This window comes from Saccharopolyspora galaxeae (assembly GCF_016526145.1).
In the GTDB taxonomy this organism is placed as follows: domain Bacteria; phylum Actinomycetota; class Actinomycetes; order Mycobacteriales; family Pseudonocardiaceae; genus Saccharopolyspora_C; species Saccharopolyspora_C galaxeae.
In genome coordinates, this window is sequence record NZ_JADDUE010000006.1 from 333,630 (window position 1) to 355,273 (window position 21,644).

At 71.5% G+C, this 21,644-nt stretch carries 19 protein-coding genes; 12 read left to right on the forward strand and 7 right to left on the reverse strand.

Features of this window, described 5'->3' with window-relative positions; translation table 11 throughout:
• Positions 1-51: 51 nt before the first annotated feature.
• Positions 52-768: a GntR family transcriptional regulator gene (locus tag INP57_RS16360; RefSeq protein ID WP_200071077.1), complete on the reverse strand. Its 717-nt coding sequence runs from the start codon at positions 766-768 to the stop codon at positions 52-54.
• Positions 769-1,086: 318 nt separating this feature from the next.
• On the opposite strand from INP57_RS16360, the gene INP57_RS16365 reads away from it, so the two are divergent.
• The 9 genes from INP57_RS16365 (at position 1,087) to INP57_RS16405 (ending at position 8,962) form a co-directional block, all read left to right on the forward strand.
• Complete coding sequence (locus tag INP57_RS16365) at positions 1,087-2,295, forward strand: NRAMP family divalent metal transporter (RefSeq protein WP_200071078.1); 1,209 nt, start codon at positions 1,087-1,089, stop codon at positions 2,293-2,295.
• Between the two features lie 26 nt (positions 2,296-2,321).
• Complete coding sequence (locus tag INP57_RS16370) at positions 2,322-3,092, forward strand: LamB/YcsF family protein (protein WP_200071079.1); 771 nt, start codon at positions 2,322-2,324, stop codon at positions 3,090-3,092.
• A 4-nt stretch (positions 3,093-3,096) separates the two neighbouring features.
• The gene (locus INP57_RS16375; protein WP_200071080.1) at positions 3,097-3,705 is read left to right on the forward strand and encodes a 5-oxoprolinase subunit B family protein; all 609 of its coding nucleotides are present in this window, start codon (positions 3,097-3,099) and stop codon (positions 3,703-3,705) included.
• A complete protein-coding gene (locus tag INP57_RS16380; protein ID WP_200071081.1) occupies positions 3,702-4,556 on the forward strand; it encodes a 5-oxoprolinase subunit C family protein in 855 nt (284 codons plus the stop codon). Before INP57_RS16375 ends, INP57_RS16380 begins: the two co-directional genes overlap by 4 nt.
• A 13-nt stretch (positions 4,557-4,569) precedes the next feature.
• Complete coding sequence (locus INP57_RS16385; protein WP_255520879.1) at positions 4,570-5,355, forward strand: putative hydro-lyase; 786 nt, start codon at positions 4,570-4,572, stop codon at positions 5,353-5,355.
• Positions 5,356-5,482: 127 nt separating this feature from the next.
• A complete protein-coding gene (locus tag INP57_RS16390) occupies positions 5,483-6,343 on the forward strand; it encodes an SAM-dependent methyltransferase (RefSeq protein ID WP_200071082.1) in 861 nt (286 codons plus the stop codon).
• Between the two features lie 66 nt (positions 6,344-6,409).
• Positions 6,410-6,874: a hypothetical protein gene (locus INP57_RS16395; RefSeq protein WP_200071083.1), complete on the forward strand. Its 465-nt coding sequence runs from the start codon at positions 6,410-6,412 to the stop codon at positions 6,872-6,874.
• 324 nt (positions 6,875-7,198) lie between these two features.
• Positions 7,199-7,777 carry a TMEM165/GDT1 family protein gene (locus INP57_RS16400; RefSeq protein WP_307850115.1) on the forward strand — a complete coding sequence of 193 codons (579 nt, stop codon included), beginning with the start codon at positions 7,199-7,201 and terminating at the stop codon, positions 7,775-7,777.
• Between the two features lie 147 nt (positions 7,778-7,924).
• The gene (locus INP57_RS16405) at positions 7,925-8,962 is read left to right on the forward strand and encodes a saccharopine dehydrogenase family protein (RefSeq protein ID WP_233627735.1); all 1,038 of its coding nucleotides are present in this window, start codon (positions 7,925-7,927) and stop codon (positions 8,960-8,962) included.
• Positions 8,963-8,965: 3 nt separating this feature from the next.
• Here INP57_RS16405 and INP57_RS16410 read toward each other — a convergent pair whose 3' ends face one another.
• The 3 genes from INP57_RS16410 to INP57_RS16420 all read right to left on the reverse strand — a co-directional run bounded on the left by INP57_RS16410 (position 8,966) and on the right by INP57_RS16420 (position 12,413).
• A complete protein-coding gene (locus INP57_RS16410) occupies positions 8,966-9,517 on the reverse strand; it encodes a VOC family protein (protein WP_200071085.1) in 552 nt (183 codons plus the stop codon).
• A 54-nt stretch (positions 9,518-9,571) separates the two neighbouring features.
• A complete protein-coding gene (locus INP57_RS16415) occupies positions 9,572-10,720 on the reverse strand; it encodes an alpha/beta hydrolase (RefSeq protein WP_200071086.1) in 1,149 nt (382 codons plus the stop codon).
• Positions 10,721-10,895: 175 nt separating this feature from the next.
• Positions 10,896-12,413: a peptide deformylase gene (locus INP57_RS16420; RefSeq protein WP_200071087.1), complete on the reverse strand. Its 1,518-nt coding sequence runs from the start codon at positions 12,411-12,413 to the stop codon at positions 10,896-10,898.
• 243 nt (positions 12,414-12,656) lie between these two features.
• Between INP57_RS16420 and INP57_RS16425 the strand changes: the two genes are divergently transcribed.
• Complete coding sequence (locus INP57_RS16425) at positions 12,657-13,913, forward strand: DegT/DnrJ/EryC1/StrS aminotransferase family protein (protein ID WP_307850116.1); 1,257 nt, start codon at positions 12,657-12,659, stop codon at positions 13,911-13,913.
• 130 nt (positions 13,914-14,043) lie between these two features.
• On the opposite strand, the gene INP57_RS16430 is transcribed toward INP57_RS16425, so the two are convergent.
• Positions 14,044-14,646, reverse strand: coding sequence for a response regulator transcription factor (locus tag INP57_RS16430; protein ID WP_200071088.1), 603 nt, complete (start codon positions 14,644-14,646; stop codon positions 14,044-14,046).
• Positions 14,643-15,785: a sensor histidine kinase gene (locus INP57_RS16435; protein ID WP_200071089.1), complete on the reverse strand. Its 1,143-nt coding sequence runs from the start codon at positions 15,783-15,785 to the stop codon at positions 14,643-14,645. The genes INP57_RS16430 and INP57_RS16435 overlap by 4 nt, the downstream gene beginning before the upstream one ends.
• A 211-nt stretch (positions 15,786-15,996) precedes the next feature.
• Here INP57_RS16435 and INP57_RS16440 point away from each other — a divergent pair, with 211 nt between their 5' ends.
• Together INP57_RS16440 and INP57_RS16445 are read left to right on the forward strand one after the other, a co-directional pair.
• Positions 15,997-17,466 (forward strand): alpha/beta hydrolase, encoded by a 1,470-nt coding sequence (locus INP57_RS16440; RefSeq protein WP_200071090.1) that lies wholly within the window; start codon positions 15,997-15,999, stop codon positions 17,464-17,466.
• Between the two features lie 184 nt (positions 17,467-17,650).
• Positions 17,651-20,209 (forward strand): tetratricopeptide repeat protein, encoded by a 2,559-nt coding sequence (locus tag INP57_RS16445; protein WP_200071091.1) that lies wholly within the window; start codon positions 17,651-17,653, stop codon positions 20,207-20,209.
• A gap of 4 nt (positions 20,210-20,213) precedes the next feature.
• Here INP57_RS16445 and INP57_RS16450 read toward each other — a convergent pair whose 3' ends face one another.
• Positions 20,214-21,503: a TIGR02679 family protein gene (locus INP57_RS16450; RefSeq protein ID WP_307850118.1), complete on the reverse strand. Its 1,290-nt coding sequence runs from the start codon at positions 21,501-21,503 to the stop codon at positions 20,214-20,216.
• Positions 21,504-21,644 lie beyond the last annotated feature (141 nt).

Below are 21,644 nucleotides of genomic sequence, written 5' to 3' on the forward strand. Positions count from 1 at the left end.
CTGCGAACGCAGATGATCATAACCGGCCGTCCGGAGCAGCAGAACCGGCTGTCAGCGGTGGGATTCGTACGCCTGGATCAGGTGGTCCTCCGCGTCGGAGAGGTAGCCGGCCAGGTCGGTGGCGGCGGATTCCAGCTCGTCGCGCGCGACCTTGTCGGCGATGACCCGGTTGCGTTCCACGTATTTCTCGTAGAAGCCGCGGGTGCGTTCCGGGTCGAGGTTGCCGTCCTCGTCGGTCGACATCACGTGGAACGCCAGCCGCAGCTCGGCCAGCAGCCCGGCCATGGCGTCGTTGATCCGGGGGCTGTCGGCGAGCCCGACCAGTGCTTCGTGGAAGCGCATGTTCGCGGTGCCGACCTCCACCCAGTCGGCGTCGCCGGTGGCCCGCTCACCTGCCGCGACCGCCCGGTCCACGGCCTCCACCAGCGACTTCTTGGTGGTCTCGGCGTAGCGGACGGCGCCGACCTCGATGATCCGCCGCAGCCGGTACAGGTCGGTGACATCGGCGGTGGTGGGTTTGCGCACCGAGACGCCCTTGTGCATCTCGTGCACCAGCAGCCGCTCGTGCCCGAGCAGCCGGAACGCCTCGCGCAGGGTGTTGCGCGAAACCCCGAGCGCGTCCTTGGCGCTGACCTCGGAGAGCTGGGTGCCCGGCGGCAGCTCGCCCTGGATGATGCGCTGCCGCAGCAGGTCGGTGACGCGCTCGACGGTGCTGGTCCGTTCGAGCAGGACGCGGTCGGCGGCCAACCGGTCGACCCACTGGGTCATGTGCGCTCCAGACTCGGGCTTGATCGGGAACCGAAAGTTTAACGACGGCGCCGCGGAACGTAGGGACGTCCGACGACCGAACGATACGCGCAGCTCAAGCCGCACCCCGACCGCCTCCGTGGGATTGTTGAACGATCGAACGTTCTACATGGGAAACGTGGATACGTTCTCAAGTCCTATTGATCCCGAGGTGAACGAGCCCTATCGTGTTCCCACCGCCGGGACGGCGGCACACCACGCCGGGGAAAGCCCAGCGCACGGCATTTGGGCAGGGTCCGCCCGGGCAGGGAACCCGCAGTGCAGCGGGAGGGGAGCGCAATGAGCGACACCAAGACGACCGGCGTCAACCGCGGCGCGCTGATCGGGGCGGTCTTCCTGATGGCCACCAGCGCCATCGGCCCCGGTTTCATCACTCAGACCACCGAGTTCACCGTGCAGCTCGGCGCCGCGTTCGCGTTCGCCATCCTGCTGTCGGTGCTGATCGACGTGGCCGTGCAGCTCAACGTGTGGCGGGTCATCGGGGTCTCCGGGATGCGGGCGCAGGACCTCGGCAACCGGGTGCTGCCCGGGCTCGGTTACGCGATGGCGGCGCTGGTGGTCTTCGGCGGGCTGGTGTTCAACGTCGCCAACGTCGCGGGCACCTCGCTCGGGCTCGATGCGCTGTTCGGACTGGACGCCAAGATCGGCGGCGCGCTCTCCGCGCTGGTCGCCATCGGCATCTTCCTGAGCAAGCGGGCCGGTGTGGCGATGGACCGGATCGTGGTCGTGCTCGGCGTGGTCATGATCGGGCTGACCAGCTACGTCGCCGTCGTGTCCGGGCCGCCGGTGGGGCAGGCGCTGCGGCAGGCGGTGCTGCCGGACACCGTCGACTTCCTGTCCATCACCACGCTCATCGGCGGGACCGTCGGCGGCTACATCACCTATGCGGGCGCGCACCGGCTGGTCGACGCCGGGGTTACCGGACCGGAGCGCATCGTCGAGGTCAGCCGCAGTTCGGTGTGGTCGCTGCTGGTCACCGGGCTGATGCGGGCGGTGCTGTTCCTCGCGGTGCTCGGCGTCGTGGCCTCCGGGGTGTCGTTGAGCGCCGCGGGCAACCCGACCGCGGCGGCGTTCGGGCACGCCGCGGGCGAGGTCGGCGTGCGGATGTTCGGCATGATCCTGTGGGCGGCCTCGATCACCTCGGTCGTCGGTGCGGCCTACACCTCGGTGTCGTTCCTGGTGACCTTCTCGCCCGCGCTGCAACGCCGCCGCACCTGGCTGGTCGTCGCGTTCATCGCGGTGTCCACGGCGGTGTTCCTGCTGCTGAACCAGGCACCGACGACCCTGCTGGTGCTGGCCGGTGCGCTGAACGGGCTGATCCTGCCGGTCGGGTTCGGCGTGCTGCTGTGGGTGGGCGCGCGGCGCCGCGACCTGCTCGGCGGGTACCGCTACCCGCGCTGGCTGCTGGTGATCGGGGTGCTGGCCTGGCTGCTGTCGCTGTACTTGGGCATCAACTCGCTCAGCGGCATCGCCGGGCTCTGGCAGTGAGCGGGCGTCCCGGGAGAGGAGCGGACATGCGGATCGACTTGAACTCCGACCTGGCCGAGGGCTTCGGCCGTTGGGAACTCGGCGACGACGCGGCGCTGCTGGCCGTGGTCACCAGCGCGAACGTGGCCTGCGGGTTCCACGCCGGGGATCCTTCGGTGATCCGGCGGGCGTGCGCGGAGGCCGCCGCGCGCGAGGTCGCCGTGGGGGCGCAGGTCGGCTACCGGGATCTGGCCGGGTTCGGCAGGCGGTTCATCGACGTGCCGCCGCGGGAACTCACCGACGAGGTGCTCTACCAGCTGGCCGCGCTGGACGGCCTCGCCCGCGTCGAAGGCACCGAGGTCACCTACGTCAAACCGCACGGCGCGCTCTACAACGCGATCGTGCGGGACGAGCAGCAGGCCGCCGCGGTGGTCGACGCGGTGACCGCCTACGACCGGAACCTCGCCGTCCTCGGGCTGCCCGGCTCGAAGTGGCTGGAACTGGCGGAGTCGGCGGGTCTGCGCACCGTGCGCGAAGCCTTCGCCGACCGCGCCTACACCCCGCAGGCCACGCTGGTGTCCCGCCGCGAACCCGGTGCCGTGCTGCACGATCCGGACGCCATCGCGCAGCGCTGCCTGCGGCTGGCGAACGGCGAACCGATCGAGGCGGTCGACGGCAGCGAGGTCGCCGTGCACGCGCAGTCGATCTGCGTGCACGGCGACAGCCCCGGCGCGGTGGTGATCGCCGAAACCCTGCGGGACCGGCTGCTGGCCCAAGGCGTCGAGCTGGCGCCGTTCGCCCCGACCAGGGTCGGGTGAGCCGATGCGGACGATGCGCTGCGCGGACTCCGGTCTGCTCGTCGAACTCGACGGCCTGCGCGAGGTGCAGGCGCTCTACGGCGCGCTGACCCGGGCCGCCCCGGAAGGCGTGCTCGACGTCGTGCCCGCCGCGCGGACGCTGCTGCTGCACTTGGAGGCCGGCGCGGACATCGCCGAGGTCGAACGCGCCGTGCGGGAGACGCGACCGGCGGATTCCCAGCCCGACGACGGCGGCCTGCTGCGCGTTCCGGTGGTCTACGACGGCGAAGACCTGGCCGAGGTGGCGAAGCTGACCGGCCTCACCGAGCGCGAGGTGGTCGAGGCGCACACCGACTTCCCGTGGACGGTCGCGTTCGGCGGCTTCGCCCCGGGGTTCGGCTACCTCACGGGCGGCTCGCCGAAGCTGGCGGTGCCACGGCGCACCGAGTCGCGCACCTGCGTGCCCGCGGGTGCGGTCGGGCTCGCGGGCGAGTTCAGCGGCATCTACCCGCGCGAATCCCCCGGTGGCTGGCAGCTGATCGGCCGCACCGACGTGGAGATCTGGCGGCTCGACCGGGATCCGCCCGCGCTGCTGCGGCCCGGTGTGCGGGTGCGGTTCGAGGAGGCCGGATGATCGAGATCGAGCGGACCGGTCCGCTGGCCACGGTGCAGGACCTGGGCAGGCCCGGTCACGGCGGGATCGGAGTCGGCGTTTCCGGAGCCGCCGATCGGGGTTCGCTGAAGCTGGCGAACCGGCTGGTCGGCAACGACGAGGCCGCGGCGGCGCTGGAGATCACCTTCGGCGGCTTCCAGCTGCGCGCGCACCACGCCATGACGCTGGCGGTCACCGGAGCATCTTGTCCGGTCGTGGTGGACGGCAGGCCCGAACCGGTGAACGCGGTGCTGCGGGTGCGCGCCGGGCAGCGCGTCCGGCTCGACGCACCGGAAGCCGGATTGCGCAGCTACCTCGCGGTGCGCGGCGGGATCGCCGTGGAGCCGGTGCTGGGGTCGCGGTCCACCGACCTGCTCTCCGGGCTCGGGCCTGCCCGGCTCACCGAGGGCACGACGCTGGCCATCGGGCACGCGCACTGCCGGATCCCGCAGGTCGACGTGGCGCCGATGCCCGCCGAACCGGCCGGGGACCTGGAGCTGGCGGTCTCGCTCGGGCCGCGCGCGGACTGGTTCACCGACACCGCGGTCGAGGCGCTGCTCGGCGAACCGTTCGAGGTGGCCCCGCAGAGCAACCGGGTCGGGATGCGCCTGAACGGCCCGGAGCTGACCCGCGCGCGCACCGACGAACTGCCCAGCGAAGGCATGGTGGTGGGGTCGTTGCAGGTCCCGCCGTCCGGGCGGCCCACGCTGTTCCTCGCCGACCACCCCGTGACCGGCGGCTACCCGGTGATCGCGGTGTTGCCCGCGGCCGAGGTCGATCGCGCGGCGCAGGCCCGGCCGGGCCGCAAGCTGCGCTTCCGCCGGATTCGTTGAGAGGAGACGACGGTTGCGGACCGAATCGAAGGAGCTGAGCCCGCAGCAGGCGAGAGCGCAGTTCCGCGCCGGCCTGCGGGTGCCCACGTCGGGGTTCTGCGCGGGCTGGACGCAGGCGAACCTGATCACGCTGCCGCGCGAGCACGCCTACGACTTCCTGCTGTTCGCCCAGCGCAACCCGAAGTCGTGCCCGGTGCTGGACGTGACCGAGCCGGGCGGGACCGCGGCGCGGCTCTTCGACGGCGACCTGCGCACCGACCTGCCCGCCTACCGGATCTACCGGGACGGCGAACTGGTCGAGGAACGCGACGAGGTCACCGGGCTGTGGCGGGACGACCTGGTGTCGTTCCTGGTCGGCTGCAGCTTCACCTTCGAGGCCGCGCTGATCGAGGCGGGCGTCCCGGTCCGGCACCTGGACCAGGACCGCAACGTGCCGATGTACCGCACCGATCAGGAATGCCGCCCGGCGGGTGCGCTGTCCGGGCCGCTGGTGGTGTCGATGCGGCCGATGCCCGCCGATCAAGTGGCCACGGCGGTGCGGATCACGTCGCGCTACCCGGCAGTGCACGGCGCGCCGGTGCACATCGGCTCGCCCGCGGACATCGGCGTGCGCGACTTGGACGCGCCGGACTTCGGGGAGCCGGTGGAAGTTCGGCCCGGCGAGGTGGCGGTGTTCTGGGCGTGCGGCGTGACGCCGCAGGCGGCGGTGATGCGGTCCAAGCCGTCGCTGGCGATCGGGCACGCGCCAGGGCACATGGCGATCACCGATGCGCGGGACGGCGAATACCTGGTGCCTTGAGGCGGTGCCGGGACATCGCGGCGCGGATGCCCGCCTTCCCGATGCGGGAACTCGTTTTTCCCGGTTTTCGCTGTCCACGATCGTCGCGGCGATCTACGCTGGGGGCTCGCCGATTCTGGGGGCGTTGATGCAAGGATCCGACGCGGGCGGTGCGCTCGCCGGAGCGGAGCTTCCGCAGCGGCCGTCGATCGCGCGGATCTTCGACTACTACCTCGGCGGCAGCAGCCACTTCGAGGTCGACCGGGGCACCGCCGAAGACCTCACCGCCGTGCTGCCGAACCTGCGCGGGCACGTGCTTGCGGTGCACGGCTTCCTGCGGCGGGCGGTGCGCTACCTGGTGTCCAGCGGTATCGACCAGTTTCTCGACCTCGGAACCGGGCTGTCGACGACCGGGGACGTGCACGGCGCCGCGCAGCGGGCCGATCCTTGCGCGCGAGTGGCCTACGTCGACGCGGATCCGGTGACCGTGCGGCTCGCCGAACGGCAGCTGCACGACGTGCGCGGGGTGACCGTGACCGAGGCGGACCTGCGCCAACCGGCCAGCGTGCTCACCGCTCCCGGAGTGACCTCGGTGCTGGACTTCACCCGGCCGGTCGGGGTGCTCGCGGTGGCCGCGCTGCCGTTCATCACCGACGACGCCGAGCTGACCGGGGTGGTCGCCGCTTACCGGGACGCCTGCCCGGTGCACAGCGCGCTGGTGCTCTCGCACCTCTCGCCGGTGACCGCCACCCCGGCGCAGATCTCCGCGTTCGGACCCGTCGCCGCGCGGGTCGGGGCCACCCCGGCGTGGCGGTCGCCGGAGGATTTCCGCTCCTTGCTGGACGGATACGAGATCGTGGAACCGGGGCTGGTGCACACGACGAAATGGCGTCCCGAATTGGATGACGCGGCGGGTTTTCCGGTGGAAGCGGGCGCGGACACCTATTCGGCGGTGGGGCAGCTCGCTTCCCGGGAATCCACCGGGCCGCTCCGGCTCACCCTTCCGTGATCCCGGCCGACACGCCGACGAATGTTGTCCCGTTGACGGCGGTGTTCCGCTTCTAACGTCGTCGGCATGGATTTTCACGACGAACAGCGAGTGGGTGCGCACACCTACGGGATAACTGCGGGCACCGTGGCGGCGGAAAGCGGCCGTGCTCCAGCGGTGCGGATGCGGTTCACGGGATCGGACGCGGACGGCGTGGTCGTGTCCGAAGGCGACTTGACGATCACGGTCGACGAGCTGGCCGATGCCGGCGCGTTCCTGGGGCGGACGCTGGCCGGGTTGGCCGCGTTCCACGGGCGGCGGCCGCGAAAGCCGCGGGGAGCTGCGATGCACGCGGGCAGGCCTTGGTCGTCCGAGCACGGTGCGCGGTTGCGGTCGCGATGGCTGGACGGTGCGGCGGGGACTCCGGCGAGCACCGTGCTGGCCGAGCTGGCCGCCGAGCTGGGGCGCACCAGCAGCGCGGTGCGCGCCCAGCTGCCGCGCGTCGGCTGCGACCCCGACGTGCCGGGCAGGGAATTGCCGAACGGACCGTAGCAAGCCGTTCGGATCACCTGGAAATTGCGTCTGGGATTGCCGAAAAAGCACGTTGCGGCACGGCGAAAGAGCCGTTTGGGGATGAGGTGGTAATTGATTCGACGACTCGAGTTGGGTTGCACGCCTTGATTGTTCCGCGTGCGCCGGTAACCTCGTGGGCAGAAGGGGAGTAGCCCTCAATTCCGTGGTCGACACACTGGCGGCGAAGACGCGCCCGGGCACGGAGCCTCGCCGAATTCGGGCGGGCGGGCGAGACCTTCGATCCGGTACACGCCGGGTCGAAGGCTGCGCGCCTCCGGTCCGGCCGAGCAAGAGGGGTACGACGTGTTCACGAGCCTCGCGGTGAGTTCCGCGGCGATCTTCGTCGCCGAACTCGGGGACAAGTCCCAGCTGATGGCCATGACCTTCGCCACCAGGTTCCGCGCATGGCAGGTGCTGGTGGGCATCAGCCTGGCCACCGCGATCGTGCACCTGGCCTCGGTGGGGCTCGGCTTCGGCATGGGCGAACTGCTGCCGACCGAGTGGATCGGCCTGGTCGCCGGTGTCGCCTTCCTCGGTTTCGCGGCGTGGACGGTGCGCGGCGACCACCTCACCGAGCAGGACAAGAGCCGCGCGTCGCGCACCGCCCGATCCGCGGTCGTCGCGGTCACCGTGGCGTTCCTGCTGGCCGAGCTCGGCGACAAGACGATGCTCGCCACGGTCACCCTCGCCTCGCAGCACGACTGGCTCGGCACCTGGATCGGCTCGACGGTCGGCATGGTGCTGGCCGACGCGCTGGCCATCGGCGTCGGCCTGCTGCTGGGCAGGCACCTGCCGGACCGCGTCATCCGCTACGGCGCGGCGGCGCTGTTCGTGCTGTTCGGCGGCTGGCTCATCGTCGAATCCGCGCTCGCGCTGGCGTGACCGTCCGGCTGCGCGGCCGGTGAGTTCGCCTGCGACGGCCGCCGCCGGGAACTGCGCAGCGCGGCGGGTGAGCCAGGCAACCCGTTACGGGTGCGCGACGTGTTCGTTGGTCGGGCAGTAGCGGTGCTAGGAGGCTGCGTGACCTGGATGATCTACGGCGCTACCGGCTACACGGGCCAGCTCGTGGCGCAGCGCGCGATCGAGCGCGGGCAGCGGCCGCTGCTGGCCGGGCGGGACGCCGAGAAGGTCGCCAAGGTGGCCACCCCGCTGGGGCTGCCGCACCGGGTGTTCGACTTGCGCGACGGCGCGGGCGTGGCCGAGGCGCTCGGCGACGTCGACGTGGTCGCGCACTGCGCGGGACCGTTCTCGGCGACCTCGGCGCCGATGGTCGACGGGTGCCTGCGCACCGGGACGCACTACCTGGACGTCACCGGTGAGGTCGATGTCTTCGAGTCGGTGTTCGCGCGTCACGACGAGGCGCGGCGGGCGGGCGTGGTGCTGCTGCCGGGCTCCGGTTTCGACGTGGTGCCGACCGATTGCCTGGCCGCGCTGGTCGCCGCCGAGCTGCCCGCAGCGACCGAGCTGGACCTGGCGTTCCAGGCCAGCGGCGGGATCAGCGGCGGCACCATGAAGAGCGCGCTGGAAGGCGCGGCGATGGGCGGCCGGGCGCGGGTGGGCGGTTCGCTGCGGACCGTGCCGATGGGCTGGCGGCGCCGCGAAGTCCCGTTCCCGTCCGGGCACCGCACGGTGACCTCGCTACCGTGGGGCGACGTGAGCACCGCTTTCCGCAGCACGGGGATCGGCGACATCACCACGTTCGCGCGGTTGCCGGGGCTGGACCGGGTCGGGCCGCGCGCCTCCGCGTTCGGGCGGGTCGTGCTGGGCAAGCCGGTGGCGCAACGCATCGGCAAGGCCGTGATCGGTTCGCTGGTGCGCGGACCGGGCACTGCGCAACGCAGCAAGAGCTGGGTGGAGGTCTACGCGGAGGCCCGCGACGGGCAGGGGCGCAGCGCGTCCGCCGCGTTGATCGGGCCGGACACCTACGACTTCACCGCGGACTCGGTGCTGCGCACGGTCGACGGGTTGCTCGCGGGCGGCGTCGAGGCCGGTGCGCACACCCCGTCGACCGCGTTCGGTGCCGAGTTCGTCCGCCGGCTGCACGGAATCCGGGTCATCGGACCCTGATCTTCAGAGTTCCGGCAGCACCCGCAGCATTCCGGTGGTGGGACCGCCGAGCTTGAACTCCAGGTACGGGCCCGTCCGCGCCGTCGAGTGCAGTGCGATCAGGGCGGGGTCGCGCCGGACGACCTGCAATCCGGCGGAGACCCACCGCGCGGAGTCGGCCGAAGGGTCGGACGAGCCCACCACCACCGAAGCCACCGGCCCGGTGTCCACATCGGACTGCCTGGGTTCGAGCAGGCGGAGTTCGTTGCCCGCCGGGTCGGTCATCTCCTGCCACGGGACGTCTTCGCCCTCATCGGTGAACCGCGCTCCGGCGTTGAACAACCGCAGCAGCGTGTCGCGCTGGTGCTCGTAGGATTCGCTGCGCAGCTCCAGGTGCACGGCGTTCTTGCCCGCCTTGTCCGCCTCCGAGGCCGCGAACCGCAGCTCGACGCCGGGGCCGGTGGGCCGCACGACGTCGTCCGGGCCGACCGTCCACCGCAGCACGTGCGCCCACCAGTGCGCCAGCCGCTGCGGCTCGGGCGCGGCGAACTCGACGGTGAACCCGGTGCCGGTCATGAGCCCGGAGGTTAAGCCCTGCTGTTGAACTTGTCTTGCGGGAGAGGCCGGTCGTCAGGCCGCGGAGGCCACCTGCCGCGGCCCGGTCACGGCAGCACCGAGGGCGCTCCGCAGCGCGCGAGCGGCCAGCTGGCGGCGCACCGAACGCGGCGAGAGCTCCGCGAGCAGCCAGCCCACCGCAGCGGGCAGCACCCGCGGCAACCGTTCCGCAGCGCAATGCCCGGCATCGGCGACCAGCCACACCACCGCCTCCGGCCGGTCGCCCAGCGCCGTGGTGTCCCGCAACGGGATGTAGGGGTCGTTGCTGCCGTTGATCGCCAGCAGCGGGCAGCGCCCGATCGAATTCAGCAGGCCCTGCCTGCGCAGCGAGAACTCCTGCGAGAACCGGTTCGACTCGGCGCGGTGCGGCAACTGGTCCAGCCCGAGCGCGTTGCCGATGATCCCGGCCATCCCGCCGGGCAACCCGAGCACGTCCACCGCCGAACCGTTCGCGCCCACCGGCCCGCCGACCTCGATCGCCGCGTCCACCCGCCCGGTCAGTGCGAGCTTCGCGGCCCAGTGCCCGCCGAAGCTCAACCCGAGCATCGCCGTTCGCACGCAACCGGTGCGTTCCGCGAGCCGCCGAGCAGCCCCGGCCAGCACCAGATCCGAGTCCGCGGCCAGCGGTACCCGCGACTCACCGGTCCCCGGCATGTCGACCGCGGCCACGGTCAACCCGGTGCACAGCGAGATCGCCAGCGCGATGCGATGCAGCTCGATCTTCCAGGTGTCCACCCCGCCGCACAGCAGCAGCAACTGGTCGCTGACCGCGCGGGGGCGCCGGTACACGTGCGCGACCACGCTGGTGGGCTCGCCGCGGTACGGCACCTCCACCGCGTAGCGGCGGAACGTCACCGGGAGGCACGCCGAGGCGTGCCGGAAGCACTCCAACTGCCGCTGGTAGGCGTCGTGCCGATCCGAGGTGGCCAGGCAGGGGAAACGAGCCGCGCCCCAGCACGCCGCGGCGCGCGCCCACTCCTTCGCGGACTCGGCGTGCCTGGCCTCGGAGGCCCACACCGGGACCCAGCCGCTGCGTCCGCGGCCCCACACGTCGTCGATCCGCTCGCTCGCGCGTGCGATCACGTGCGCGGGGACTCCCCAAGCGCGGAACTGGCGGGCTCGTTCGGCGAACAGCTCCGTCGCCTGCACGGGAAAGGTGAACATGCCGCCTCGCCTCCCTGGTTCGGCCGCGGATACGGCGTGCGCAGGGAAAAACCGCCCGCGGTGAGCCCGATGGTGACGCACCGCGCCGCACCGGCCAAGGATCAGCCGCGCACGCAACCCCAATGTACGTGCGCATTCGTGCGTTGATCTCGCACTGTGCCTCCGTGCGGGTGGCTCAGCCCTCGGCCGGGTAGTGCCAGTTCGCCCCGCTGCCGCGGTACTGCTCGACCGGGATCGGGTGCACCTCCGGCAGCAGGTGGTCCCGGCACAGCACGCCGCAGAGGTGGTCCACCTCGTGCGCGACCAGCCGCGCGATGCCGCGCTCGAAGATGGTGATCCGCCGCTCGCCGCTGATGTCCTGGTGCTCCACGTGCACCACCAGCGGCCGCGGGACCAGGCAGCGCACGTCGAAGAAGCTCAGGCAGCCCTCGTACTGCTCGTCGCCCTGCTCGCTCGACTCGATGATCCGCGGGTTCAGCAGCGTGATCAGGTCGTCGCTGCCGGGCGGGCGCACGATCGCGGCGGCCCGCTCGATGCCGATCTGCGGCGCGGCGATCCCCATTCCTTTGCCGAAGGTGTGCGCCTTGGCGATCCGCTGCGTCGCCGCGTGCAGCTCGTTGATCACCCGGCGGGCGTCCTCGGCCTCCGCGGGCAGCGTGAACGGCCGGGAGGGCCTGCGCAGCATCGGGTCGCCTTCCTGCACGATGCCCAGCGCCGTCATCGTCTCGCTCGGTTTCGGTGGCCCGGAGCGCGCCGCGCGCACGTGATTGCGGAAATGCCATTCCAGCCGGTAGCGGGCGTGCATCGGCGGATCTTCGGTGGACCACGAGTAGATCGTGCGGTCGTCGTCGTGCCGGGTCTCGACCGCGGTCTGGAACGGCATGGACTCCGCGGTCATCGAGGTGTGCAGCCCCCACACCGCCGGGTCCAGATCGGTCGGGAAGTCCAAGGTCACCGATAATCGCCGGGTCGGCAGTCGCACCGCGCGCCGGAACCAGTGGCCCCACTTGTCGTCGCTGACCGTGTAGGTGTACTCGATCCACGCGCTTTCGCCGGGATACAGCGGAAATCGGCCGGAGTCGTTGGCGAACAGCAGCCACACCTCCTTGAAGGCGTCCCGGTCGTGCTGCACGCTCCAGCGCATCGGTTCCTGGCGCTGGTCCCCGTACCACGCCTGAAGATCGACTTCTTCCCAGGTCAGCGGGTTGTCCCGGTAGAGCTGGTTGGAGCGCTCCGGATCGCCGGGAAAGCGGTCCACCGAGATCCGGATCAGGTAGCGGGTGATCGGCTGCTGACCGTTGTTGACCAGAAGTCGCCGCATGGTGGCGCGGTAGGAACCGTTGTCGTAGAACAGTTCGGCGTGATCGTGCTCGACCACCAGACCGCCGGCGGGTTCCACCGGTGCCGGGGGAGCGGGTGGCGGCTTGCGCGGCGCCGGAACCGCGTTCTGCTCCCGCCAGGCCCGGCGCAGCGAGCCACCGGCGTTCAGGGCGCCGTCGGCGGCCTGGGCGAACTCCCGGGAAGCGTGCTCGCCGCCGCTCTCCACCTTCGACACGTACGACCGGCTGTAGCCCATCTCCCGCGCCAGCGCCGAGCGCGAGAGTCCCCGCACATCCCGCCACCTGCGGAATTCGGCCACGAACACGTCCTGCTGCGGCGCCGCGTCGAAGTCCGCTTTCGGTTGGCCGGTCATGAGGACCCCATCGCCGTCGCGTCCGGGCGTGCGTGTGCGTGAACGCACCGTGAGCAGTTGCTCAGACTACGCGCACACCGGGGGTCCGAGGTTCGCTCGAACTCGGGTTCCAGAACGTCGGCGGCAATTTCACGCAGATGGCGGGTAGCTGATCGGACCATGTCAACCGAAGTCTTTGTTTGCACAACGAGTGCGTGTTCATCGGACGCGTCCCGGTGGCGCCGCGCGGAAGGGGCTGATCACGTGAGCAGCCCGCTGGCCATCCACGGTGGGCCTCCGGTGCTGCGGACCATGGCGCCGCAGGTGCCGTGGCCGCCGATCGACATCAACACCGCCGTCGCGGTCACCGCCCAGCTCTACAACGCGGTGTCGCTGCCTGGCCGCACCGGTGTGGTCGCCGAGCTGGAGAGCAGACTCGCGGAGTTCTTCGGCGTGCGCCACGCGGTCGTCACCTCGTCCGGCACCGCGGCGCTGCACTCCGCCTACGCGGCGCTCGGCCTCGCCGACGGTGACGAGGTGATCGTGCCCGCCTACACCTCGCACGCCACCGCCACGCCACTGCTGCACCTGCGGGCGAAACCGGTGCTGGTCGACTGCGACGAGCTCGGCAACCTCGACCCGGAACGGGTGCGAGCGGCGATCACTCCGTTCACCAAGGCCATCGTCGCCACGCACATGTGGGGCGTGCCCGCGCGCATCGAAGCGCTCGCCGACCTCGCCCGGCAGCACGGCATCGCGCTCGTGGAGGACGGTTCGCACGCGCACGGTGCGGCGATCGGCGGCCAGCGGATCGGCACGTTCGGCAGCATCGCCGCGTTCAGCACGGGCGGGTCGAAACCGCTTTCCGGTGGGGAGGGCGGTTTCGTGCTCACCGATGATGATGATTTGTACTACCGGGTGCTGTTGCACGGCCAGGACGGCAGCCGCTGCCGCAGCGAGATCCCGATCGACCACCCGCTGCGCAGGTACGCCCTCACCGGCACCGGCCTCGCGCACCGGATGCATCCGCTGGCCGCGGCGCTGACGCTCGGCCAGCTCGGCGAACTGGACCGGCGGCTCGGCGGCCGCAGGCAGATCGCCGCCCGCGTGATCACCGAGCTGCGCGAACTGCCCGGGATCTCGGTGCCCGAGGTGCCCGGCCGCTACGCGCCGTCCTGGTACGCCGTGCCGCTGCTGCACCGGCCGGAGGAACTGGGCGGATTGCCGGTGGACGCGCTGGTCGCCGCGTTGCGCGCGGAAGGCTGCTTGGAAGTGGACCATCCGCGGGCACCGCGGCCGCTGAACGAGCACCCGCTGTTCGACGCGCCGAACCGGTTGTTCCCGAACCTCCCGGAGGGCTGGCCGCGCTACCGGCCGGGGCAGTATCCGCGGGCGGAGCGCAGGCATCGCAACACGCTCACGCTGAAGGTGCCGCACAACGACCCGGAACTGGCCGACGGCTACATCCGCGCGTTCCGCAAGGTGATCACCCACCACCGCACGCTGATCGGCCCGGACTAGCCTCGATCGCCCAGCCGCCCGTCACGAGCGGGCACCCGCTGCTGTTGAGATGCCTGCTGCTCGGATCCACTGAGGACAGTCGCGCGCTCTGCCGGTTCGCTTCGTCGACGGCCCAGCGGCGCGCGGGAGGCTAGAGCCAGTCGTGTTCGCGGGCGTAGCGGGCGGCTTCGTGGCGGGTGCGGGTCTGGGTTTTCTGCATCGCGTTCGAGAGGTAGTTGCGGACCGTTCCCTCCGCGAGGTGCAGCCGAGCGGCGGTGTCGGCGGCGGAGAACCCGTCGCGGGTGGCGCGCAGGACGTCGAGCTCGCGGTCGGTGAGCGGGCAGTCGTCGACGACGGCGAGCGCGGAGACCTCCGAGTCGATCCAGCGCTTGCCCGCGTGCAGCGTCTTGATCACCGAGGTGATGTGCGCGGGTTCGGCCGACTTGCTGACGAAGCCCTGCACGCCGAGCTTCAGCGCCTTGCGCAGCACGCCGGGCCGGGCGTGGCGGGTGAGCATGAGGACCACCTGCTGCGGCCGCGCCCTGCGGATCTCGGCGACGGCGCCGAGCCCGTCCACCCGCGGCATCTCCAGATCGATCACCAGCACGTCCGGCTCGTGCCGCAGCGTGGCGGCCACCGCGGATTCGCCGTCCTCGGCCTCGGCGAGCACGGTGATCTCGCCCTCCAGCGGTAGCAGGGCCGCCAATGCCTTGCGCAGCAAGGCTTCGTCGTCGGCTAGCACCACCGTGGTCATCGGTTCTCCTTCCGAGCAGGCCGGGCGGGGAAGGTCGCCGTGGTCCGGAACCGGCCGTCCCGCCGGGAGACCTCCAGCTCGCCGCCGTTGTCCGCGAGGCGTTGGCGCAGCGTGGAAAGCCCGCTCAGTTCCGGCGGCCCGGTCTCGTGCGCGCCGTCGTTGACGATGGTGATCCCGGAGGCCGACAGCGTGATCCGCACCTGGCGCGCTTGGGCGTGGCGCAGGATGTTGGTCGTCGTCTCGCGCAGGACCTGGCCGAGCAGTTCCCCCGCGTGCGGATCGGCGTCGGCTTCGCGGTCGATGTGCACGAAGATTCCCGCGGCCTCGAAGAGGTTCTTCGCGTTCTCCAGCTCCGCGGACAGGTTCAGCTGCCGCTGGGCGTGGGCGAGTTCCTTGGTCTGCGCAATGGTGTCGCCGACCAGGGCGTGCACCTCGCCCAGTTCCTCGCGTGCCCGGCCGGGATCGCGGTCGAGCAGCTTCTCGGCGAGCGCGACCTTCAGCTTGACCACGTGCAGGGTGTGGCCCTGGATGTCGTGCAGGTCGCTGGCGAACCGCATCCGCTCCCGCATGACCGCCAGCTCCGCCTCGCGCTGCCTGGACTGCTCACGCTCGACGATCAGGTCGGAGAACTTCTGGTTGAGCAACGCGAACACGGTCGCCACCGGGACGGTGAGCAGCGGCACCACGACGTAATGGAAGGCGCGTCCGCCCGGGTCGTCGCCGAACACGAGCAGATTCGTCGAGCCCAGCGCGGCGATGAACACGCACAGCGCGGAAAGGGTCGCGAGCCGACGGCGGGGCAGCTGCGGGATCAGCAACGACACCACGACGCAGATGCCGTAGACCGCGGCGGAGCTGTCCGTCAGCGCCCCGGCCAGCCAGGTGGCCGCGGTCACGACCAGGCAAGGCCGGGCGACGCGGCGGGAATCGTCCGCAGTCCAGCGCTCGGCCAGCACCAACGCGGCCGCCATTCCCACGAGCTGGAGGAGGACGTGTCCCCACGAGCGTGCGGTGAACGCCAGGAACACGCCGACGACGATCAGCGGCGGGAGCGTCGAGAACAGGTTCAGCGAGCGCACCCGGTCCTGCACGGCACGGCCGGTCCAGGTCCGGCGGTCCACCGGCAGCGCGGTTGGCATGGTCCTCCGAGGTCGGACGGTTCCCTGCCGATCATCTCTGCCGCGCCGGGTCGCCACCAGTGACGTCACGTCAGGTCTCGGTGGCCAGGAACGTCACGGCGCACCGGTGACGCCGCCGCACTACTGCGCGGGCGCGGATCTCGCTGGAATCGGGCAGCACGACGAGATCGACGACCTGGCGGTGGTTCTCCCACCGCGGAAAGGAAATCCGATGCGAAAACTTGCGCTGCCGGTGGCCTTCGCCGCCGTCGCCGCGGCGACCGCGGTGCTGGTCCCGGCGGTGTCCGCCGCGCCTGCGGCTCCGGAGGAGCTGAACTGGGGGCCGTGCCCGGACACCGGCATCCCGACGCCGGACCTGGAATGCACGACGGTGCAAGTGCCCCTGGACTACGCGGATCCGGACGGCCGCAAGATCGACCTCGCGATCTCGCGGCTGCCGAGCAAGAACCCGGACAAGCGACGCGGCGTGCTGCTGACCAATCCGGGCGGTCCCGGCGGTGCGGGCCTGAACTACCCGCAGCTGCTGACGAACCCGGCTTTCCCGGCGCCGCTGCCGCAAGGCGTGCGCGAGCAGTACGACGTGATCGGCATCGACCCGCGCGGCGTCGGGCACAGCGACCCGGTGACCTGCGACCTGACACCGGAGCAGCTGGCGATCGGCAACCTGCCGTACGCGAACGGCCCGGCGGACGTCGTGCGGCAGGCGGAGGTCGCGAAGGCGGAAGCCAGGCAGTGCGCGGACTCCGCGACCGGATCGATGCTGCCGCACATGACCACGGCGAACACCGCGCGGGACATGGACCGGGTCCGCGCGGCGCTCGGTGAGTCCAAGGTGTCCTACCTCGGCGCGTCGTACGGGACGTACCTGGGCGCGGTCTACACGACGATGTTCCCGCAGCGCAGCGACCGGTTCGTGCTGGACAGCAACCTCGGCCCGGGCGGCTACGACATCGAAGCGATGCGCGGCTTCGGCCGCGGCATGCAGGACCGGTTCCCGGACTTCGCGAAGTTCGCCGCCGCGCACCCGGAGCACGGGCTGGGCACGACTCCTGCCGAGGTGACCGCCAAGTACCACGAGCTGGCCGACCGGCTGGACCGGAATCCTGTCGCGGGCTACGACGGATCGATCTTCCGCGGCATGACGTTCACCTTGTTGTACAACGACGATCTGGGCACGTTGGCGCAGGGGTGGCGCGCCCTCGATCACGGCGAGGACCCGAAGCTGCCGGGTGGCGTCCCGACCGCGACGGACAACGTCATGGCCGCGCGGTTCGCCGTGGTCTGCGGCGAGTCGGATTGGCCGCGGTCGGTGCAGAGCTACCAGCGGGACGTGGCGGTCGACCGGAAGCGGTACCCGCTGATCGGCGCGGCCGCCGCGAACATCTCGGCGTGCGCGTACTGGTCGAAACCGGCGGCAGAGCCCCAGGTGCGGATCACCGACCGCGGCCCGTCGAACGTCCTCATGGTGCAGAACGAGCGGGACCCGGGAACACCGCTGGCCGGCGCCCGCGAGCTGCGCTCGGCGCTCGGCGACCGCGCCCGGATGGTGACGGCCGATCAGGGCGGGCACGGCGTCTACGTGTTCGGGGCCAACCAGTGCGCGAACAACGCGGTGAACGACTTCCTGGTCACCGGTGCGCGACCCGAGCAGGATTCCTCCTGCGCGGCGGAATCCCGCTGAACGAGCTCGGACGAAACCCGGCCGATCGCCATCCGCGGTCGGCCGGGTTCGCGTTCGGCGGCGAGTCCGCACGCGGAACCGGAGCCTGTCGGGCGGGGCGTGCACACCATCGGCATTCGATAGGCCCGCGCATCAGGTGTAGAAGTGGATGCCGAGATCAGGACGCACCGGCGGGAGGACGCGGGTGGAGAGCGAGGATTCGCGGAACGAGCCGGAAGACGTCGTGCTGAACTCGGTCGGTGGCGGAGTCAACGGCCCGGTGGTTAAGGCGAGCCGTATCCGGGACGTGATCATCCACCAGCACGCCGGTCCGCGGCCGAATCTGCCGCACCGCATCGGCGCGGTGCCTGCTCGCGTGGGGTGCTTTCAACAGCGCCGGCCGGTCGACGCGGGCGAGTTCGTGCCCGCGGGAACGGGACGAGTGCTCTCCGGCCTCGGCGGGGTGGGCAAGACGCAGCTCGCGGCCGAGCTGGCCGAACACTTGTGGTTCGAAGGCGAGATCGAGCTGCTGGTCTGGGTCGCGGCGAGCTCCCGAGAGGCGATCACCTCGGCCTACGCCGCCGCTGCCGCCGAACTCGGCTGGGACCCGGACGGGAACCCGGAGCGCGGGCCGGAACGGTTCCTGGCCGGACTCGCCTCGTCCTCGTGGCGTTGGCTGGTGGTGCTCGACGACCTGCGCAGTCCCGGCGACGCCACCGGTCTGTGGCCGCCGGACCGGCCGCAGGGCCGGACGCTCGCCACGACGCGGCGTCGCGACGCCGCGTTGGTGCACGATCGGCGCGAGCTGGTCGACATCGGCGTGTTCACCGCGGAACAGTCGCTCGCCTACCTGACGGCTCGGCTGGCCAACCGGCCGCAGGGTGCTGAAAGCGCCGCCGAGCTCACCGGTGCCGAAGGCGCCGCCGACTTCGCCGGTGCCGAAGGTGCCGCCGAGCTCGCCGCCGACCTCGGCCACCTCCCGCTGGCGCTGGCGCAGGCCGCCGCCTACCTGCTCGATGAGGATCTGGATTGCCACGAGTACCGGGCGCTGCTGGCCGATCGGAGCCGCAGGCTCGCCGACGTGCTTCCCGAGCAGGAGGCGCTGCCGGACGAGCAGGTCGATCCGGTGACCGCGACCTTGGCGCTGTCGGTCGAGCTGGCGGGGCGGCTGCGACCAGTGGGCTTGGCGCCGAAGGTGCTGGAAGTCGCCGCGATGCTCGACCCGCAAGGCATCCCCGCGGAAGTGTTCACCAGCACGGCGGTCCGCGCGTACCTGGAGCGGGTCACCGGTGACGCCGTGGATCAGCACGCAGTGCGCAGCGCGCTGCGGTGCCTGCATCGGCTGAACCTGATCACCGAGGACAGCGGCGCGAACTCGCGGCGAGTGCGGGTGCACGCACTGGTGCAGCGCGCGGCTCGGGACCAGCTCACAGCAGACCAGCTCGGTGCACTGGTGCACTCCGCAGCGGACGGGCTGTACGAGACGTGGCCGCGGGAACGTTCCGGGGACCTGATCCCTACCTTGCGCACGAACACCGAAGCGCTGCACCCGCATGCACCGGGTCATCTCTACGAGTGTTGCTGCCACCCCTTGCTGTTCCTGGTCGGGGCGAGCCTGGGCCGCAGCGGAGCGGTGACCGCCGCGGTCGAGCACTTCCAGCGGATGCGCGAGACCGCGGCGCGCTACTCCGATCCGGAACAGCACGGAGTGCTGACCATTCGCCTGGAACTCGCGTGGTGGCGCGGGGTGGCGGGCGACCTCGATGCCGCCGTCGCCGACACGGAGCAGGTGGCCGACGTCCGTGCGCAGGCGTTCGGGCCGGACAGCCCTGCGGCGTTGGAGGCCCGCGTCAACCTCGCCCGGCTGCGTTCCGAAAGCGGTGATGTGGCCGGTGGCCTGGCCGAGTTGAACAGCGTGGTGCCCGTCCTGATCCGGGTGCTCGGTGCCGATCACGATGACACGCTGAGTGCGCGGGTGTGCCTGGCCAACGATCAGGCCTCCCTCGGCGATATCGCGGGGTCCGTGACCGCGATGGAGGTGTTGCTGGCCGACATGCTGCGCACCCGCGAGAAGCAGGATCCGGGGGTGCTGAGCGTCCGGCACAGCCTGGCGCTGCGGCATGGTGAGGCCGGGCATGTCCAGCAGGCGGCAGCCGAATTCGGCGAGCTGCTCGAGGATCGGTTGCAGGTGCACGGACCGGACCACCCGAACACCTTGCAGACCCGCGGGTTGCTGGCCACCTATCGAGCGCGCGCGGGCGAGCCCGAGCACGCGGTGGAGGAGCTGGAGATCCTGGTGCAGGACCGGCTGCGGGTGCAGGGACCCGATCACCCGGACACGCTGTCCACCCGGGACGAGCTGGCCACGCAGCGCGCGGCCGCGGGCGATGCGCGGGGCGCGCTGGAGGAGATGGAAGGGCTGTTGCCCGATGCGCTGCGGGCATTGGGACGTTTGCACCCGACGACGTTGAGCATCCGGCAGGCTCTCGCCATCCGGCGCGGCGAGGCGGGCGACCCGCACGGGGCGGTCGAGTTGTTCGCCGATCTCGTTCCCGACACGCAGCGGGTGCTCGATCCACGTGCCCCCAATGCGCTGGCCGCCAGGCACAACTTCGCGTTCTGGCAGGCGGAGGCAGGCGACACCGCGCAGGCGCTGGCCGAGTTGGAGAGCCTGCTGCCCGAGATGCTCCAGGTGCTGGGCGAGGATCATCCGCACACCCGCGCGACCCGGCTCAACATCGACCGGCTGCGGGGCGAGGACTGACGGTTCAGCCGGGGCGCAGGTCGTTCAGCAGGGTGGACAGGACGATCTCCTCCTCGACCGCGCGGGAGGCCGTGGACATCAGCTCGGCCAGGTCCGGGTCCCACGGCGTCTCGACCGGGGAGCCGACGAGCTGCGGCAGGTCGAGGCGGTCGGCCGCGGCGAGGTTGACTGCTTCCCGGTAGTCGGCCGCCGACATCCGCCACAGCCCCACCTCGTGCGCGGACCACAACTGCCGGGCGATCGAGACGCCCGCCCAGTCGAAATCCCCGTGGTAGCGCAGCGCAGCCCCGTCCGCGCGCAGCCGCGAGAGCAGCGACAACGCCACCGTCGTCGGCTGCCCCGACACGCACACGACCGGATGCCGGATCTCTTCCTGCGCGGCGGCTTCCAGCACCCGCGGGTTCTCGCAGACGGCGACGACCGTGCCCGGCGCGACCAGATTCCCCGGCGCCGCGGCCAAATCCCGATGCGTCAGATGCGTCGGCAGACCCAGCTCACCGCGCCGCAGCACCATCCGGGACCACTCGTCGTCACCGGTCAGCGGCAGTGCCCAGCACAGCACCGTGGCGGAAACCTCGTCGAGCGCGACGCCGCAGCGCTCCCACAACGCCCGCCGGTCGCGTTCGTTCGCCGGGGGATCGATGCCGTGCGCGAGCGCCGCCGCGCGCAGCACGACGCGGCTCAGCGTCGTTCCGCTGTCGAGTTCGTGCGCGCGACCGACGCGGCTTGCGAGGTCGGCGCGCGAGGTGAACGACTCCGGTTCACCGGCCGCCGGATCCAGCACCATCGCGGAGAGCGCACCGGCCGCGTGCCGCAGCACCACGTCGAGCTCTTCCTCGGCGACCCGCCCGTACTGGTGCAGCCACTGCACCCACGGCTGCGCCCACTCGCGTTCGGCGAGGCCGTGCTCGGCGAGCGCGGCGAGGGCGGTTTCGGTGGTGCGGTCCCGCTTCTCGGCGCGCGCCGCGGTCGGCGACTCGCGCGGTTCGACGGGCCGCTCGTGCAGGATCTCCAGCACCTGCGCCAAACCGAGGCCGAAGCGGGTGTCCTCGCGCAGCACCTTGTCCAATTTGGACACCATGATGCGGGAGTGGCCGAGGTACAGCGACCGGCCGTAGACCTCGCTGACCGCCTGCCGGGTCTGCTCGTCCGGCAGCGCGACGCTGAACCTGTCCGGGTTCCGCGGTGACTCCAGCGCTTCCCGCGCAGCCGCCCAGAAATCCCGCAGCTGCTCGCCGCCCCACACCGCGCGGACGTCCGCGCGCACCTCGTCCGATCCGGGGTCGTCGCCCACTGCTTCCCACCTCTGCCGCGAGTTCGTACAAGTCACCACCGGCGGGGGCTGCTCGGCCTGCCGCCGTTCTCGGCGCAGCGCACCAGCGTAGTCGGCGCCGAAGTTTCGATCACTCGGGAAGCGCTCCGCGAGTTCGGCCGG